Origin of the sequence: Rhodococcus sp. C-2 (assembly GCF_027854095.1) — a bacterium.
In the GTDB taxonomy this organism is placed as follows: domain Bacteria; phylum Actinomycetota; class Actinomycetes; order Mycobacteriales; family Mycobacteriaceae; genus Rhodococcus_F; species Rhodococcus_F qingshengii.
The window spans coordinates 291,572-306,335 of record NZ_JAQGFI010000007.1 but is presented as its reverse complement, the minus strand read 5'-3'; the positions used below and the strand labels follow the sequence as shown (position 1 = coordinate 306,335).

Annotated in this window: 15 protein-coding genes and 1 tRNA gene; 8 read left to right on the top strand and 8 right to left on the bottom strand. The window is 63.5% G+C overall.

All coding sequences use genetic code 11. From position 1 onward, the window contains the following. Positions 1–61: 61 nt before the first annotated feature. Together PCS43_RS17560 and cobC are read right to left on the bottom strand one after the other, a co-directional pair. Entirely contained in the window at positions 62–1,195 is a 1,134-nt protein-coding gene (locus PCS43_RS17560) for a Nif3-like dinuclear metal center hexameric protein (protein ID WP_007735465.1), read from the bottom strand. Then, positions 1,192–2,226 carry an Rv2231c family pyridoxal phosphate-dependent protein CobC gene (gene cobC / locus PCS43_RS17555; RefSeq protein ID WP_007735466.1) on the bottom strand — a complete coding sequence of 345 codons (1,035 nt, stop codon included), beginning with the start codon at positions 2,224–2,226 and terminating at the stop codon, positions 1,192–1,194. The genes PCS43_RS17560 and cobC overlap by 4 nt, the downstream gene beginning before the upstream one ends. A 56-nt stretch (positions 2,227–2,282) precedes the next feature. Here cobC and PCS43_RS17550 point away from each other — a divergent pair, with 56 nt between their 5' ends. The 3 genes from PCS43_RS17550 to PCS43_RS17540 are packed head-to-tail and all read left to right on the top strand — an operon-like array spanning position 2,283 to position 4,443. Further along, complete coding sequence (locus PCS43_RS17550; protein ID WP_007735467.1) at positions 2,283–2,978, top strand: HAD hydrolase-like protein; 696 nt, start codon at positions 2,283–2,285, stop codon at positions 2,976–2,978. Next, positions 2,965–3,456, top strand: coding sequence for a low molecular weight protein-tyrosine-phosphatase (locus PCS43_RS17545; RefSeq protein ID WP_007735468.1), 492 nt, complete (start codon positions 2,965–2,967; stop codon positions 3,454–3,456). The genes PCS43_RS17550 and PCS43_RS17545 overlap by 14 nt, the downstream gene beginning before the upstream one ends. A gap of 48 nt (positions 3,457–3,504) precedes the next feature. Further along, positions 3,505–4,443, top strand: a complete 939-nt coding sequence (locus PCS43_RS17540; RefSeq protein WP_007735469.1) for an SURF1 family cytochrome oxidase biogenesis protein — start codon at positions 3,505–3,507, stop codon at positions 4,441–4,443. Here the strand turns inward: PCS43_RS17540 and PCS43_RS17535 are convergent. The 6 genes from PCS43_RS17535 to PCS43_RS17510 all read right to left on the bottom strand — a co-directional run bounded on the left by PCS43_RS17535 (position 4,384) and on the right by PCS43_RS17510 (position 7,405). Next, complete coding sequence (locus tag PCS43_RS17535; RefSeq protein WP_007735472.1) at positions 4,384–5,403, bottom strand: cobalamin biosynthesis protein; 1,020 nt, start codon at positions 5,401–5,403, stop codon at positions 4,384–4,386. The two genes, PCS43_RS17540 and PCS43_RS17535, sit on opposite strands and share 60 nt — an antisense overlap. A gap of 65 nt (positions 5,404–5,468) precedes the next feature. Beyond that, positions 5,469–5,693, bottom strand: a complete 225-nt coding sequence (locus PCS43_RS17530; RefSeq protein WP_003941648.1) for a hypothetical protein — start codon at positions 5,691–5,693, stop codon at positions 5,469–5,471. Positions 5,694–5,784: 91 nt separating this feature from the next. Continuing rightward, positions 5,785–5,856 (bottom strand) — tRNA-Val (locus PCS43_RS17525). A gap of 32 nt (positions 5,857–5,888) precedes the next feature. Continuing rightward, positions 5,889–6,353, bottom strand: a complete 465-nt coding sequence (locus tag PCS43_RS17520; protein ID WP_003941619.1) for a peroxiredoxin — start codon at positions 6,351–6,353, stop codon at positions 5,889–5,891. Positions 6,354–6,388: 35 nt separating this feature from the next. Further along, the gene (locus PCS43_RS17515) at positions 6,389–6,814 is read right to left on the bottom strand and encodes a DUF3052 domain-containing protein (RefSeq protein WP_003941575.1); all 426 of its coding nucleotides are present in this window, start codon (positions 6,812–6,814) and stop codon (positions 6,389–6,391) included. Positions 6,815–6,991: 177 nt separating this feature from the next. Beyond that, complete coding sequence (locus PCS43_RS17510) at positions 6,992–7,405, bottom strand: hypothetical protein (protein WP_238565263.1); 414 nt, start codon at positions 7,403–7,405, stop codon at positions 6,992–6,994. A 380-nt stretch (positions 7,406–7,785) separates the two neighbouring features. Here PCS43_RS17510 and aceE point away from each other — a divergent pair, with 380 nt between their 5' ends. From aceE to PCS43_RS17485, 5 genes are all read left to right on the top strand, one after another. Then, the gene (gene aceE, locus PCS43_RS17505) at positions 7,786–10,641 is read left to right on the top strand and encodes a pyruvate dehydrogenase (acetyl-transferring), homodimeric type (protein WP_007735476.1); all 2,856 of its coding nucleotides are present in this window, start codon (positions 7,786–7,788) and stop codon (positions 10,639–10,641) included. Between the two features lie 99 nt (positions 10,642–10,740). After that, the gene (locus tag PCS43_RS17500) at positions 10,741–12,069 is read left to right on the top strand and encodes a PucR family transcriptional regulator (protein WP_003941635.1); all 1,329 of its coding nucleotides are present in this window, start codon (positions 10,741–10,743) and stop codon (positions 12,067–12,069) included. A gap of 127 nt (positions 12,070–12,196) precedes the next feature. Further along, on the top strand, positions 12,197–13,105 hold the full coding sequence (locus tag PCS43_RS17495) for an ACP S-malonyltransferase (protein WP_007735477.1): 909 nt from the start codon (positions 12,197–12,199) through the stop codon (positions 13,103–13,105). An 84-nt stretch (positions 13,106–13,189) separates the two neighbouring features. Further along, on the top strand, positions 13,190–13,465 hold the full coding sequence (acpM, locus tag PCS43_RS17490) for a meromycolate extension acyl carrier protein AcpM (protein WP_003941649.1): 276 nt from the start codon (positions 13,190–13,192) through the stop codon (positions 13,463–13,465). A gap of 7 nt (positions 13,466–13,472) precedes the next feature. After that, positions 13,473–14,723: a KasA/KasB family beta-ketoacyl-ACP synthase gene (locus PCS43_RS17485; protein WP_003941591.1), complete on the top strand. Its 1,251-nt coding sequence runs from the start codon at positions 13,473–13,475 to the stop codon at positions 14,721–14,723. The last annotated feature ends 41 nt before the right edge of the window (positions 14,724–14,764 follow it).

Genomic DNA, 14,764 nt, shown 5'->3' with positions numbered 1-14,764 from the left:
GACGGCTCTCGAAGAACTGCTCTTGAATTGTTCGTGCAACCGTACCTTGCAGAGCGCTGCACTAATGCGCACTCAAACACCACGGATCGGTGCGAATTGTCGAAACCCGGCTTTCCCACTCCGGATTGTCGGCAAACGCGGCGTCGAGCACCGATTTCGCCTGTGCGCACCACGGGTATTCACTCGCCCAGTGCGCGACGTCGACCAGAGCCGGGCCACCGGCGCGTAGATGCTCGTCCGCGGGATGATGCCGCAGGTCCGCAGTGACGTAGACGTCGGCGCCCAGTGCCGCCACCACGTCGAGATACGAGTCGCCGGAACCGCCGCACACCGCCACGGTACGAACGGTCGCTTCTGGATCTCCGGCCGCGCGAACACCCCACTCGGTCGAGGGCAGTGAGCGCGCCACTCGCGCGGTGAATTCCCGCAAGGTTTCGGGGTGGTCGAGCTCACCCAACCGCCCCAGTCCGAGTGAACTGGGGAACGCTGCGAGTTCGAAGACATCGAAGGCCGGTTCCTCGTACGGATGGGAGGCACGCAATGCGCCCAGCACTGCGCTTCGCTTTCCGCGAGGGGCAATCACTTCCACACGATTCTCGCGAACCTGCTCCACAGCGCCGACGGTCCCGATCGTCGGATTCGCTCCGTCGGCGGGCAGGAACTGACCCGTACCGGTGACGGTCCAACTGCACTGGCTGTAGTCACCGATCCGCCCAGCCCCGGCCTCGAAAAGTGCATCCTGCACGGCCGATGCATTCTCCACCGGAACCATGACGACCCACTTGTCGAGCGGCTGCGTCGGCTTGGGTTCGATCGGGCGCAGCACGGTCAGGCCCAGAGCCTGCGCCAACGCGTCGGACACTCCGGGGTCGGCCGAGTCCGCATTGGTGTGCGCCGAGAACAGCGCGCACCCCGCCTTGATGAGCTTGTGAACCAACGCACCTTTGGGTGTGTGAGCACCGACGGTGTCCACCCCACGCAGCAGAAGTGGATGGTGAACGACCAGAAGGTCGGCACCGGAGGCGATGGCGTCGTCGACCACTGCCTCGGTCGGATCCACCGCGAAAACCACTCTCGTCACAGCGTCGGCCGGATCGCCGCAGACCAGGCCGACCGAGTCCCACGATTCCGCCAGGGCCGGCGGATAAGCGGATTCCAGCACGGCTATGACGTCCGCAAGGGTTGGGCCACTCACAAGATCTCCTTCATCGCTTCGATCAGTACCGCAACCTGCTCGGCTGGACGGACGGCCACGCGCAGCCGATCCGGGCCGAGTCCGGGAAAGGTGTCGCACCTGCGGACGGCGATTCCGCGGGCACGCAGGTGCTCTCGCATCGTGGCGCCGTCACGGACATCGATGAGCACGAACGGCCCCGCAGCGGGTTCGTGCACGGCAATCCCGATCTCGGTCAGTCGCCGCGACATGTCTCGGCGGTCCACGGAAATCACGTCGGCTTTGATCCTCGACTGCTCGACGGCAAACGGTTCGCAGCACGCCGTGATGGCCTCGATCTGCAGACTGCCCAATGGCCAGTGGGCTCGGCCGTGACTGAGTCGAGCCAGAAGATCGGGAGAGCCGATCGCGTATCCACACCGCAATCCGGCGAGCGCCCACGTCTTGGTCAGGCTCCGAAGGACCAGTACATCCGCCGACTCGACACCGGCGATGCTCTCCGTTTCGCCGGGGACCGCGTCGCCGAAGGCCTCGTCCACCACCAGGATCCGGCCCGGCTGACGCAATGCCAACACATCGGCCTTGGGGTGAAGCACGGACGTCGGGTTGGTCGGATTGCCCAGAACGACAAGGTCCGCGGATTCGGGTACCTGCGCGGTCCGAAGCTCGAAAGGCGGCTCCAGAATCACTTGAGTCACCGGCACACCGGCCTCTCGCAGTGCCAGTTCCGGCTCGGTGAACGACGGATGGATCAGCGCTGCCGAACGAGCGCCCAGGCGCGGCAGCATCGCGAATCCCTCGGCACCGCCCGAGAGCAACAACACCTCTTCGGGCCGGCGCCCGTGCCGCTGCGCGACCGTTTCGCGAGCCTTCAGTTCCGCTGCGGCCGACGGGTACGAACCAAGCGTCGCCAGCCCTGCGGCCAGCCGATCCCGCAACCACTTCGGCGGGCCGGAGCCTTGAACGTTGACGGCAAAATCGAGTAACCCGGGCTCCGCTTCGACATCGCCGTGATGTCGCAAGCTCTCCAGGTCAACCGTTCCGGTACTCACCCGGTCAGCCTACGGTCGAGCACCGTGCGCGGACATCACCCCTGCCGTCCGGGACAATGAGTGCCGTGACGACACCACCGCTCGACCGCTTTCCCGTAGTTCTGTTCGATCTGGACGGCACCATCACCGATTCCGCTCCCGGCATTCACGGCGGCTTCCGACACGCGTTGGCAACTGTCGGCCATCCGGAGCCGACGGAAGCGATGTTGGCATCGGTGATCGGCCCGCCGATGGTCGATACCTTCAGGTCACTCGGTATGGCCCCGGCGGACGTGGATCGGGCGATCGCCGCGTACCTCGAGCGTTACGACGCGACCGGGTGGCAGGAGAACTCGGTGTACGAAGGCATGGACGTCGTCCTGGGTAAGGCTCGCGCGAGCGGCACCCGACTGGCCGTCGCCACCTCCAAGTCGGAGCGATTCGCCATTCGAATCCTCGAGCATTTCGGCCTGGCCGAGCACTTCGAGTTCATCGGCGGCGCGAGTGACGACGGAACTCGTCGGGCTAAACCCGATGTGATCGCGCATTCGCTGACCTCGCTCGGGATCACTCCCGTCCTCGCATCCGACGGCGGAACCCCCGACGTTCTCATGATCGGCGACCGTGATCACGACGTGCTCGGCGCCGCGAAGTACGGCATCCCCACCGTCGTCGTCGAATGGGGCTACGGTTCCGCCGAGGAAGCGCGGCAAGCGTTTCGCTCCGTATCGTCGGCATCCGAACTGGGAGGACTTCTCGATGGCCGCCACTGAACCACTCCACGTGACTGAACCACTCCATGTGACGTTTGTGTGCACCGGCAATATCTGCCGGTCACCGATGGCCGAAAAGATCTTGCTCGCGCATCTGGACCGTGAAGGCCTCGCCGACCGAGTCCGTGTCAGCAGTGCAGGTACCGAGGGGTTTCACACCGGTAGCGAGGCCGACGAGCGGACCAACGTCGTGCTCCGAGCGGCCGGATATCCGACGGGCCACAGCGCCGCGCAGGTCAATGCAGATCATCTCGCCGCCGATCTTGTCGTCGCCCTCGACACCGGGCACGAACGTGAGCTTGCTCATCTCGGCGTGCCCACCGAGCGTCGGCGCCTACTGCGATCGTTCGACCCCGAGGCGGACGGAGAATCGGTTCCGGACCCGTACTACGGGGACCAGGAGGACTTCGAACTGGTGCGAGACCAGATCGAAGCAGCCATTCCCGACATACTCGACTGGATCCGCGAGCGAGCCTGAACCCGGAGCAAAATTCACTCCCGTTCGGGCAACGGATACCGTGGACGTGTGCGAAGACTGAAATTCCTGTTGCGGCCCGGTTGGTTGGTACTGGCAGCTGTGGTCGGGCTCTTCGCCTACCTGTGCTTCACCGTGCTCGCTCCATGGCAACTCGGCAAGAACACCAAGACCGAGCACCGCAATGATCTGATCTCGAACTCGATCAACGCGGAGACCGTGCCGATCGGTGACGTCATCACCGATTCGACGATCGCACCGGACGACGAATGGCGAAACATCACCGCGGCAGGCACCTATCTGCCCGACGCCGATATCCTCGTCCGACTGCAGTCCATCGAGGGCGCGCCGTCCTACGAGATCCTGACGCCTTTCCGCCTGGACGACGGCCGAACGATCCTCGTCAATCGCGGATACGTTCGGCCGATCAACGGCGCCGAGGCACCGCCCATCGCCGCGCCGCCGACCGATCCGGTCACTCTCAACGGTCGCGTGCGTCTGTCGGAAGGCACCGCGCCCGGCCGAGTTCCGATGTTCGAGGACGGCGCGAAACAGGTCTACTCCATCGACCCACAACCTATCGGCGAGTTCATCGGAACGGACCTGATCGACGCGTACATCCAACTCGAACCCGACCAGCCCGGCGGCCTGGGGACGATCCCTCTCCCCCAACTCGATGCAGGCCCCTACCTCTCGTACGGGTTCCAGTGGCTGGCGTTCGGCATCATGGCGCCGCTCGGACTGGCCTACTTCATTCGCGCGGAGTGGCGCGAACGTCGCAAGGAGAAGGCAGCTCAAGCAGCTGTCGACGGTTTCGCAGCGGACGACGCCGCTACCGAGACGACCCCGGAAGCGCCGGTGTCCGCGCCTGCCTCATCCCCCGCCGAACCGGCTCGTGCCTTCAGCCGTCGCAAGAAGCCGGAGCCGGAATCAGTGCCGCTGACGGCGCAGGAAGCCAAACTTGCCGATCGATACGGCAATACCCGCTGAAATACCCGCTGACACCACAACTGCAATGATCTGCACCGCCGACGAAAGCCTCGACGCGCGGCGCAGATCGTTCGGCGTCGGCACAGTCCCGCGGCCGAGGACGGGACGCATCTCCACCCCGTGCGCGTACTCGGTCCGACCACCCAACGAAATGCCCAACGCCCCTGCCGCCGACGCTTCCGCGACGCCCGCATTGGGGCTTGGATGAGCCGCTGCGTCGCGTTTCCACGCTGCCAGTGATTCCTGAACCGAGCCGCCTACCACCGGTGCACACGCAGCCGTCAGCGCACCTGTCAGCCGAGCGGGGACGATGTTGACCAGGTCGTCGAACCTCGCCGCAGCCCACCCGAATCTGCGGTATTTCTCGGAGCGGTAGCCGATCATCGCGTCGAGGGTGTTGGCGGCGCGGTAGACGAACAGACCCGGCACGCCCGCAATTGCACCCCAGAACATTGCACCGACGCTTGCATCCGAGGTGTTTTCGGCGACCGACTCCAGCGCTGCACGCGTGAGGCCCTCCTCGCTCAGTACCGATGGATCGCGTCCACACAGTGAAGGGAGAAGCTCGCGCGCTTTCGTCAGGTCGCGATCGACCTGTGACGCCTCCAATCGAGCGGCCATGTCGATGCCGGTGCGTGCAAGCGACGTCCCGCCGAGCACAGCCCAGGTAGCCATCGCTGTCGTACCCGTGACGGCCACCCAACCGGCCCGGCGCGACACTTTTTCGGCTGCGAGCCCAAGTCCTGCGGTGCCGGCCAAGAGCACGGCAACATGAAGTGTTCCGGCCGCGCGCGAGTCCCGGTAGGACATCTTCTGCAGCGCGATAGCCGCGGTTCCGAAGCCGGCAACCGGATGGAACCGCCCCGGATCGGCGAAGACCCGATCCGCGACGAAGCCGAGGAGAAGCCCGGCAGCTCGCGCATTGAATCGAGACTGGGACGAACGAACCGAAATCTGCACGAGCGTAGTTGTAGCAGCGACGCTCGTTCTCTGGCCAACCGTCACGTGTCTGCACGAGCCGATCTCTACCCGTCCCAGTCGATCGTCAGGTAGATCAAGCGGTGCATTCGGTTGATTTCCCAGACACGGGCAATCCCGGTCGCCAGTGCGTCGCTTTGGGAACGAACCCGGATCGTCTGCCCCGGGAACAACGCAACACTGAGACTGGGCATCTCGGCGATGTGTATGTGCGGACGGGTGGGATGCACGCGCGTCGGGTCGACGGCTACTTCGATCACAGAACTGGACATGCGTCCAGAATGGCGTATTGCGGACAATTCGTTGCCGAAAATGAAAAAACCCCGATCTGCGTCGACGCAGATCGGGGCTTGAATTCTTCGGTGGGCGCGGAGGGTTTCGAACCCCCGACCGCTGGTGTGTAAAACCAGAGCTCTACCACTGAGCTACACGCCCGAACTCCCGGTGAGACCCTCACCGGGAGTGCTCTAAGACTCTAGCGCGGCAAGCGCGTTTGCCCAAAGTCCGTGGTCACGGGCTTCTCCGGGGCCGTTCATCTCGGCAAAACGAATGATTCCGTCTTTGTCGATGACAAAGGTGCCACGATTCGCGAAGCCCAACTTGTCGTTGAACACCTCGTACTTCTGAGCGACCTCACCGTGCGGCCAGAAGTCCGACAGCAAGGGAAATGTGTATCCCTGCTCGGCCGACCAGATCTTGTGAGTCGGCGAAGCACCGACAGAAATCGCGAGAATGGCGGTGTCGTCGTTCTCGAACTTCGGAAGCTCGTCACGGACCTTACAGAGCTCCCCCTGACAAGTCCCGGTGAAGGCCAACGGATAGAAGACCAGCAGAACGTTCTTCTTACCGCGGAAATCTGCGAGCGAAACTTCCTGGTTGTTCTGGTCCTTCAAGGTGAAATCCGGTGCCTGGGCACCAACTTCGAGAGGCATGTGCGATTCCTTGGGAAAGTGCGGAAAGGACCGGGTCAGCGCTTGTTGGCCGGACGAGCCTTCGGCTGAACCAGTCGACTTCCCGACCAGTCACCGAGGTTGGCTGCCGATGTCTGCGTCAGGCCGGCAGTCGGCGCCGATTCGGCGATCTCGCTGGGCTCGACGTGTCCGTCGAGACCGGTCTTGGGAGTGAGAACCCACACGAAGCCTTCGTCGGCGAGGGGCCCGATGGCATCCATCAAGGCATCTACCAGGTCACCGTCCTCGTCGCGCCACCACAGCAGCACGACGTCGATGACCTCGTCGGAATCCTCGTCGAGCATTTCCCCGCCGATGGTTTCCTCAACCGCGGCACGAATGCCGTCGTCGGTATCCTCATCCCAGCCCAGTTCCTGCACCACCATGTCAGTGGTAATCCCGAGTTTCTGAGCGTAGTTCTGGGCATCCGCCGCGGCGACCACGGTGGGGTCCTCCTTTTGTTGATGGTGTGTGGCGACCCCGCACACCTACCGTTTGACGATCAATTAGGGAAAGCGAACATGGTCTGAGGCGTTAGCGCAAGCCGACCACGCCGAAAACTTTCACCAAAGATCGTCTTCTGACACACGGCGAACCTTACGCCTGCGGATTACCGCAGGTCACAGGGATCCACATTCATCGAAGATCGACTTGCGAATCGAATTGCTCGTATCGCTGATCGAATTGATTTCATCCGCCGAATGATCACTCTCGATCACGACTGCAGATGAACGTAGGTTCGCGGCCAATTCGTCGAACAGTCCGGAAAGTTGCGTCGGAAGTTCACTCGCGACCGAGTCGAACCACGAGGCGGTGTCCCTGGCCGACGAAGCAGCAGCGCTTGCTTCGGCTCTCAGGTCGGTCTCACCATGATTTCCGGCGTCGACGTAGGCATTGAACGCAACCACGTCGTTTTTCGATCGAGAGACCGCTTCCTCACAGATCGCGAAAGCTGCCTCTGCCGCATCTGCCGCCGCTTTCGACGAGGACGCGGCGGCCATCGAAATACTCACCTCGGATTGGTATGCAGCCACGTGCGCTTCATTGGGTACTGCCGATCCGGTCACCGCCGCCGAACATCCCACGATCACCGACAGTCCCACTGCGATCGATCCGACCGAGACCCACGCCCCGACCCTGCCGTAATTGATTTCTTTGTTTATTTTTTCCCACCCCTTCATACGTTCCGATCGATCCCCCAAGCCTGTGACTACGGGGAACCATCACACCCCTGCGTCACGCCGAAAAACGCTACCCGAGAGTAACCAGAGGCGAGGTATGCCGGACCGACCGGGATGGTGAAAGATGAGGTACGCGCCATATTCACGATGGAAGTGCGTCGGACCTAACAAGGCCTCGATCACCTATGTAAGGACGCCCCACCACGCGTCCCCAAACCAATGAGGAGCACACGTTGTCTGACCTGATCCAGGGTCCCGCGTCCGGGCAGAACGCCGATTCCGGCGCCGCCGGCGAGTCGGGTTCGCCCGCGTCGAATACGCCGGGGGGAACCGACGGTCGCGTTCGCGTCATTCGCGAAGGTGTTGCGTCGTACCTGCCGGACATCGATCCGGACGAGACCACCGAATGGCTCGAATCATTCGACGGACTTCTGGATCGATCCGGACCCACGCGTGCCCGCTACCTCATGCTCCGCATGCTCGAACGCGCCGGCGAGAAGCACGTCGCACTCCCCGCGCTCACTTCGACCGACTACGTCAACACGATTCCGACCGAAAACGAGCCGTGGTTCCCCGGCGACGAAGAGGTCGAGCGCCGCTATCGCGCCTGGATCCGTTGGAACGCCGCGATCATGGTCCACCGCGCTCAGCGACCGGGCGTCGGCGTCGGCGGTCACATCTCCACCTACGCATCCTCGGCAGCGTTGTACGAGGTCGGCTTCAACCACTTCTTCCGCGGCAAGGACCACCCGGGCGGTGGCGACCACATCTTCATCCAGGGTCACGCCTCCCCCGGCATCTACGCACGCGCCTTCCTCGAGGGCCGCATCCCCGCGGAACAGCTCGACGGATTCCGCCAGGAGAAGTCCCACGCCGACTTCGGCGGCGCACTGCCGTCCTACCCGCACCCGCGGCTGCTTCCCGACTTCTGGGAGTTCCCGACGGTCTCGATGGGCCTCGGCCCGATGAACGCCATCTACCAGGCCCGGTTCAACCACTACCTCAACGACCGCGGCATCAAGGACACCACCGATCAGCACGTGTGGGCGTTCCTCGGCGACGGCGAAATGGACGAGCCCGAGTCACGCGGCCTCGCTCACGTCGCGGCAACCGAAGGCCTCGACAACCTCACGTTCGTGGTGAACTGCAACCTCCAACGCCTCGACGGCCCGGTCCGCGGCAACGGAAAGATCATCCAGGAACTGGAATCGTTCTTCCGCGGTGCCGGCTGGAACGTCATCAAGGTCGTCTGGGGTCGCGAGTGGGATGCGCTGCTGCACGCCGATCGCGACGGCGCACTGGTCAACCTGATGAACGTGACGCCGGACGGTGACTACCAGACGTACAAGGCCAACGACGGCGCGTTCGTACGCGATCACTTCTTCGGACGTGACCCCCGCACCAAGGAACTGGTCAAGGACCTCACAGACCAGGAAATCTGGAACCTCAAGCGCGGTGGCCACGACTACCGCAAGGTCCACGCCGCCTACGCAGCGGCCATGGCACACAAGGGCCAGCCGACGGTCATCCTGGCGCACACCATCAAGGGCTACACCCTCGGTAAGCACTTCGAGGGCCGCAACGCCACGCACCAGATGAAGAAGCTGACGCTGGACGATCTCAAGGCGTTCCGCGACATGCAGCACATCCCGATCTCGGACGCCGAGCTCGAGAAGGATCCGTACCTGCCTCCGTACTACCACCCGGGCGCGGACGCTCCCGAGATCAAGTACATGCTCGACCGTCGTAAAGCACTGGGCGGGTTCCTGCCTTCCCGCAACACCGACGCTGCTCCGCTCAAGCTCCCCGAGGACAAGACGTACGACGTCATCCGCAAGGGTTCGGGCAAGCAGGAAGTCGCCACCACCATGGCGATCGTGCGCATCCTCAAGGAACTGTTGCGCGACAAGGAAATCGGCAAGCGCATCGTGCCGATCATCCCGGACGAGGCTCGCACGTTCGGTATGGACTCGTGGTTCCCGTCGCTGAAGATCTACAACCGCAACGGGCAGCTCTACACGTCCGTCGACGCCGAACTCATGCTCGCCTACAAGGAGAGCCCGATCGGCCAGATCCTGCACGAGGGCATCAACGAGGCCGGTTCGACGGCTTCGTTCACCGCAGTCGGCACGTCGTACGCCACCCACGGTGAACCGATGATTCCGCTGTACATCTTCTACTCGATGTTCGGTTTCCAGCGCACCGGCGACGGCCTGTGGGCGGCTGCCGACCAGATGGCTCGGGGATTCGTTCTCGGCGCCACCGCCGGTCGTACAACTCTGACCGGTGAAGGTCTTCAGCACGCCGACGGACACTCGCTGCTCCTGGCATCCACCAACCCCGCAGCTGTCACGTACGACGCCGCGTTCTCGTACGAGTTGGCGCACATCGTCAAGGACGGCTTGCGCCGCATGTACGGCGGCACCGAGGGCGTCGACGGTTTCGGTGGCGAGAACATCTTCTACTACCTGACCATCTACAACGAGCCGTACGTTCAGCCGGCCGAGCCCGAAGGTCTCGACGTCGAGGGCTTGCTCAAGGGCATCTACCTCTACAAGACGTCCGAAGCAGCCGGCCCGAAGGCACAGATCCTCGTCTCCGGTGTCGCGATGCCCGAGGGGCTGCGCGCGCAGAAGCTGCTTGCCGACGAATGGGGCGTCTCGGCCGACGTCTGGTCGGTCACGTCCTGGGGTGAGCTGCGCCGCGAAGGCGTCGAGTGCGAACGTCAGGCGCTGCTCAATCCGTCCGAGGATGCTCCGGTTCCCTTCGTCACCACGGCGTTGTCGTCGGCCCAAGGCCCTGTCGTCGCGGCTTCGGACTGGATGCGGGCGGTCTCGGACCAGATCCGTCAGTGGGTTCCCGGCGACTACACCACGCTCGGTACGGACGGGTTCGGGTTCTCCGACACACGCACTGCAGCGCGTCGCTACTTCAACGTCGATGCCGAGTCCATCGTCGTTGCCGTGTTGATCGGTTTGGCGAAGGAAGGATCGATCGAGCGGTCGAAGGCCGTCGAAGCAGCGAGCCGATACCGCATCGACGACGTGAATGCTGCTCCCGAGCAGACCGGGGACACCGGTAGCGCCTAAGTCGTAGGGCAACAGTCCCAGCGATCGAAAACAGACCTACGCCCATCGCCGCGGGTGTCATCTCGACATCCGCTGCGGCGATGGGCGTAGGTTTTTCTCATGCCCGAACCTGATCCCGAGAAACCCGAAGAGGGCGTACGCCGCACTCGACCACAGTCGTCCGGGTTGCAGGCTGTACTCGCCCGCCGTCGTCAGGTTCGCGATCCACTTCCAGAAGCCTTGCTCCGCCGCGTCAAACAGTTCTCCGGCCGGCTCTCCACCGAGGCCGTGACCGTGATGGAGGAGCAGCTTCCGTTCTTCGACAGTCTCGACGCTTCGCAACGCGCCGACGTTCAACTGTTGGTGCAGACGTCGGTGGTGAATTTCCTGGAATGGCTGCGGCAACTCGACTCGGAGATCAGCTTCGGATACGAGTCGTTTCCGGTCATCCCTCAGGATCTTGCTCGACAGCTCACGCTGCGCCAGACCGTCGACATGGTCCGGGTGGCGATGGAGTTCTTCGAGAAATGGCTGCCGGCTCTCGCCCGCAACGATCAGCAGCTGATCGCGCTGACAGAAGCCGTCCTGCGCTACGGGCGTGAACTCGGTTTCGCAGCAGCGACGGTGTACGCAAGCGCTGCCGAGTCGCGGGGTGCCCTGGACACGCGACTGGAAGCGCTCGTCGTCGACGCCGTCGTGCAGGGAGACACCGGCTCGGACATGCTCTCTCGCGCCGCCACCTTGAACTGGGATGCCACGGCTCCGGCCACCGTCATCGTCGGGTCTCCCCCGCCGGACGAGCGGGTCTCGGTTGCCGGCACCGTCCACGCGACTGCCGCCGCGCACGGGCGCGCTGTTCTCGCCGTGGTGCAGGGTCCGCGACTGGTGATGATCGTCAGCGGGGAACTGAGTAGCAAGACGGAAGGCAGCCAATTCCTTCAAGACCTGCTCATGAGTTTCGCCGACGAGCCGGTGGTGATCGGCCCGACGACACCCTCGTTGAGCGCAGCGCACTTCAGTGCGTCCGAAGCGCTGGCGGGAATCAAGGCTGTTGCCGGGTGGCGCGGCGCACCTCGTCCCGTTTTCGCGACTGAACTGCTCCCGGAACGGGCACTACTGGGAGACGCCGCTGCCGTGAAGGCTCTTCGCGATTTCCTTGTCGCGCCTTTAGCTGAATCCGGCACAGTCTTGACCGATACTTTAGACAGTTATCTCGACTGTGGAGGTGCGGTTGAGACTTGTGCACGTCTTCTGTTTGTTCATCCAAATACCGTTCGGTACCGCTTGAAGCGAATCGCGGAAGTTACCGGCCGGGATCCAACGAATCCACGCGACGCGTATGTACTACGGATCGCCGCTACCGTGGGCCGATTGACACAAATCGATCTCAAATCGAACAATTCGGTTACTTCAGTCACATCTTTAACATCCGGACAAACAAACCTGTAACCCCTGAGCGTCCAATTTCGATGGCCGAGCGCGACGTGGGATTTTGTGGGAACCCTACAAAACACTTCGCCAGAGTTCATCGCGACCGACATCTCGCAGGTCGCTCGCGGCGGTGTTCTCTTAATAAGTGATTTCGTTGCTCGCCCCGGGACAGGGCTCTCAGACACCCGGCATGCTCAGCCCCTGGCTGGCACTGCCCGGAGCACAAGACCGCCTCGAAGTGTGGTCGAAGGCAGCCGGCCTGGACCTCGTCCGACTCGGCACGACCGCGACCGCCGAAGAAATCACCGACACCTCGGTAACCCAGCCCCTCGTCGTTGCCGCTGCTCTGCTGGCATACGAGGAAATCGAATCACGTGGGCTCCTCGGCGCCGACGTCATCGCTGCCGGCCATTCGGTGGGTGAACTTGCCGCTGCTGCGGTCGCCGGTGTTATCTCCGCTGACGACGCGGTCGCGCTTGCCGCCCTCCGTGGCGCCGAGATGGCCAAGGCTTGTGCGCTCGAGCCCACGGGCATGTCAGCCGTTCTCGGTGGAGACGAAGCCGAAGTGCTCGCACGAATCGAAGAACTCGGGCTGGAAGCAGCCAACCGCAATGCGGCCGGCCAGATCGTGGCGGCCGGACTGCTCACCGCGCTCGAAGAACTCGCAGCAAACGCACCCGAAAAGGCCCGAGTCCGCGCACTACCCGTCGCCGGAGCTTTCCACACCCGCTTCATGGCGCCTGCGCAGGACGCCGTCGCAGCTGCTGCCGCCAAGATCACCCCTTCCGATCCGACGCGCACGCTGCTTTCCAACTCGGATGGCACACCCGTCTCCTCGGGCGCCGACGCCCTCACCAAGCTTGCCGCGCAGGTAACCCGCCCCGTTCGTTGGGACCTCTGCTCCGCGTCGTTGCGGACAGCAGAAGTCAGCGCGATCGTGGAACTCCCGCCGGCCGGAACCCTCGTCGGAATTGCCAAGCGTGAAATGCGTGGCACACCGACGGTGGCCCTCAAGAACCCGGAGGATATCTCCGCACTGTCCGAGCTGACCTAGCTCGGACGCCCACCCGGCCGATCAGCCCGAACGGCGGCCGGACGTTTCACCCCACCTCAATCGATCAAGAAGGGAGCCACACCAGTGGCCCACACTCAGGAAGAAATCATCGCGGAACTCGGCCAGATCGTGGAGGAGGTCACCGGTATCGAGCCTTCCGAGGTCACCGTCGACAAGTCCTTCGTGGACGACCTCGATATCGACTCCCTGTCCATGGTCGAGATCGCCGTTCAGACCGAAGACAAGTACGGCGTGAAGGTCCCCGACGAGGATCTCGCAGGCCTGCGCACCGTCGGCGACATCGTCGCGTACATCCAGAAGCTCGAAGCCGAAGGCGCCGAAGCCAAGAACGCAGAGTGAGCCGACCGTGACTTCCGCTTCTACCCGCAAAGGGAAATTCCCCGACATCGTCGTCACGAGCCTCGCGACGTCGACCTCGGTGGCTGGTGATGTGGATGGCACGTGGAAGGCGCTACTCGCCGGCGAAAGCGGCATCGGAATCCTCGATGACCCGTTCATCGACGAGTTCGACCTTCCCATTCGCATCGGCGGGCACCTGAAGGTTTCACCGGACGAGGGCTTGTCCCGCGTCGAAATTCGACGGATGAGCTGGGTGGAACGCCTTGCCCTCACGTTGAGTCGCACGGTCTGGAGCAACGCCGGCAGCCCTGAAGTCGATCAGGACCGCCTGGCCGTTGTCATCGGCACCGGACTCGGCGGCGGCGACACGCTCATCGACGCCGTCGACAAGCTCCGTGGCGGCGGATACCGCAAGGTGTCCCCGTTCTCGGTGCAGATGGTCATGCCCAACGGACCGGCCGCAACGGTCGGACTCGAACTCGGGGCCCGCGGTGGCGTCATCACTCCGGTGTCGGCATGTTCATCAGGTTCCGAGGCAATTGCTCACGCTCACCGCATGCTTGTCATGGGTGACGCGGACATGGTTGTGGCTGGTGGAGTCGAGAGCTTCATCGACGCCGTTCCGATCGCGAGCTTCGCCATGATGCGTGCGATGAGCACCAACAACGACAATCCGGCCGCAGCTTCACGTCCTTTCGACAAGGACCGCGACGGATTTGTCTTCGGCGAAGCCGGCGCCCTGATGATCCTCGAAACCGAGGAGCACGCCAAGGCACGCGGGGCAACGATTCACGCCCGCCTGCTCGGTTCCGGAATCACTTCGGACGGGTACCACATCGTGGCACCGCATCCGGAAGGCCTGGGCGCGGCGCGAGCCATGACCCGAGCAATCGAGATGGCCGGACTGACGAAGTCCGACATCAAGCACATCAACGCCCACGCCACTGCGACGCCGATCGGTGACATCGCAGAGGCAAAGGCAATCAACGCAGCGGTCGGCAATCACGCTGCGGTGTACGGCCCGAAATCCGCGCTGGGACACTCGATCGGCGCTGTCGGCGCCCTCGAATCAGTCCTCACGGTTCTGGCAGTGCGTGACGGGATCATCCCGCCCACGCTCAATGTTGACAGCCAGGATCCAGAAATCGATCTCGATGTCGTCAAGGGTGAACCCCGAACCGGCTCTTTCGATTTCGCACTGAACAACTCGTTCGGTTTCGGTGGGCACAATGTCGCGCTCGCCTTCGGTCGGGCCTAGCCCGAACCGTGGTTTGCACCTGTCCGCGGGTGTCGTTGCAC